Annotated in this window: 2 protein-coding genes and 1 pseudogene; 2 read left to right on the top strand and 1 reads right to left on the bottom strand. The window is 66.6% G+C overall.

Translation table 11 applies throughout. The annotated features are described in order from the left end of the window. A partial coding sequence (istA, locus tag WAN02_RS04505; protein ID WP_422262978.1) for an IS21 family transposase occupies positions 1–1,431 on the top strand: 1,431 nt, incomplete at its 5' end. An 11-nt stretch (positions 1,432–1,442) separates the two neighbouring features. Then, a complete protein-coding gene (gene istB, locus WAN02_RS04500) occupies positions 1,443–2,177 on the top strand; it encodes an IS21-like element helper ATPase IstB (protein WP_422262977.1) in 735 nt (244 codons plus the stop codon). Between the two features lie 222 nt (positions 2,178–2,399). On the opposite strand, the pseudogene WAN02_RS04495 reads toward istB, so the two are convergent. After that, a pseudogene (locus tag WAN02_RS04495) lies at positions 2,400–2,597 on the bottom strand (hypothetical protein); the annotation flags it as partial.

Genomic DNA, 2,597 nt, shown 5'->3' with positions numbered 1-2,597 from the left:
TCGACGATCCAGGACAATCTGAAGCGCGCGGCGGCGGCCGGGCTGGCATGGCCGCTGGCCGACGAGGTCACCGACGAGGCGCTGGAAACCCGGCTGTTCGGGCGGGCCGGGGTTACGCAGGGCCAGCGGCGTCGGACCGAACCGGACTGGTCCGCCCTGGCGCGCGAGCTGAAGCGTCCCGGCGTCACGATGTCGATCCTCTGGGAGGAATACCGAGAGGTCCATTCAGAGGCCTACGGCTACAGCCGCTTCTGCGATTTGCTGCGTGGCTTCGAACGGCGGCTGACCCCGGTGATGCGCCAGCACCACGTCGCCGGGGAGAAGGCGTTCGTCGACTATTCGGGCAAGCGAATCGGGATCGCCGATCCGACAACGGGAGAGATCCACGAGGCGGAGATTTTCGTCGCCGTGCTCGGCGCCTCGAACCTCACCTACGCCGAGGCGACCTGGACGCAGACGCTGCCGGACTGGACCGGCGCGCATGTGCGCATGTTCCGGTTTTTCGGCGGCGCGCCGAAGCTGCTGGTGCCGGACAATCTGAAGAGCGGGGTCATCAAGGCCTCCTTCTACGACCCCGAGATCAACCGAACCTACGGCGCGATGGCGGCCCACTATTCGGTCGGAATCCTTCCGGCGCGGCCGCGGCGGCCGAGGGACAAGGCGAAAGTCGAGGCCGGAGTCCGATTCGCCCAGACCTACATTCTGGGGCGGCTGCGCCATCTGACGTTCTTCTCGCTCGCCGAATGCAACGCGGCCATCGCGCTGGTCATGCAGAGCATGAATGACCGCACGATGCGCAACCTCGGCGTGAGCCGGCGCGAACTGTTCGAGACGGTCGAGCGCGACGCCCTCACAGCCTTGCCCGCCGACGATTGGGAGTTCGCGGAATGGCGGCGGGCGCGGGTCAACCTGGACTATCACATCGAGGCCCATGACTTTCTGTATTCGGTCCCGCACGCGCTGATCCGCGCCGAGGTCGACGTGCGGATCACGGCGCGCACGGTCGAGATCTTCCATCGCGGCCAGCGCGTCGGCGCCCATCAGCGCCGCTATGCTGGCCGCAAGCACGGCACGGACGCCGACCACATGCCCAGCTCCCACCGGCGCTACGCCGAGTGGACCCCGGATCGGTTCCGGCGCTGGGCCGGCAAGATCGGGCCGAACACCGAAGGCTTGATCAGCGCCGTGCTCGCCAGCCGGCCCCATCCCGAACAGGGGTTCCGCACCTGCCTCGGCATTCTGCGCGCCTATCGCGGTCTCGACCAGGCCCGCCTCGAGGCGGTCTCGGCCCGCGCCGTCGAACTGGGTGTCCTCAACTGCAAGGGCGTCGCTTCGCTCCTCGCCCACAAGTTCGATTCCTCGAGCGCGGACAGCAGCCCCGTCACGCTCATCGACCACGCCAACGTGCGCGGTCCCCGCTACTACAACTGACAGGAAATCCCATGCTCGCTCATCCGACCCTCGACCAATTGCACGCGCTCGGCCTCCACGGCCTGGCCAAAGGCTTCAAGGAGCTGGAGCACAACGCCGAGGCGCGCGGCCTCGATCACGCCGAATGGCTCGGCCTGCTGCTCGAATACGAACTCACGCTACGCCGGCAAAAGCAGTTCGAAACCCGAGCCAGGGCGGCCCGTCTGCGTCACCCGGCCAGCGTCGAGGACGTCAACTATCAAAGCCCCCGCGGGCTCGACCGCGCGCTGTTCCTCAAGCTCGCCGCCTGCGACTGGCTCGCCGAGCGCCGCAATTTGCTCATCACCGGGGCGAGCGGCCTGGGCAAGAGTTGGCTCGCCTGCGCGCTTGGCCATAAGGCGTGCCGGGAAAACCTCTCCGTCCTCTACACCCGCATGCCCCGGCTCTTCGCCGATCTCGCCATCGCCCACGGCGACGCCCGCTACGCCAGGCTCCTGCGCTCGCTCGCGCGGGTCAAGCTGCTCATCCTCGACGATTGGGGGCCCGAAGCGCTCACCGCCGAACAGGCGCGCGACCTGCTCGAAATCGTCGAGGATCGCTACGACAAGGGCTCGATCATCATCACCAGTCAGGTTCCCGTGGACCGTTGGCATGACCTGATCGGCATTCCCACCCTCGCCGACGCCATCCTCGACCGCGTCATTCACAACGCCTATCGCATCGAACTGTCCGGCGAGAGCTTGCGCAAGCGGCTGCCTTCATCCTGAACCGACATGTGCGCGGAGGGGTCGGCTCGCTGCACCCTCGGCGCGAAGGCCGTGGATAACGGCGGGCTGCGCTACGGCGCAATGGAAAGCGCGCTCCGCCCGCCGTTACCCACCGCCACCCGAACTCTTGCGGAGACCCCAAAAGACACGGCCGCTTGACCAACGGCTCCGGGCAAAACATCATCGCAGAGATCCGCGGAAGCAGACGCCGAGTGGCCGACATCAAATCGGAATCCCGGCCGGCTTCAAATCGGAATCGGTGGCCGGCTTCCTATTGGAATGCGTGGCCGGCTTCGTCGGAATCCGCAGTCCGGCGCTCGACGCCTGCGAGGACATGACCACGCCCGCGCGCCCCTTGTCGTTCAGGTAGCTGTAGAAATAAGACATCCAAAGATAATTGGCGTTTGAGACCTTCTTGCC

Origin of the sequence: Mycobacterium sp. (genome assembly GCF_049281135.1) — a bacterium.
GTDB lineage: Bacteria > Actinomycetota > Actinomycetes > Mycobacteriales > Mycobacteriaceae > Mycobacterium.
This window is presented reverse-complemented; position numbering and strand designations above follow the sequence as displayed.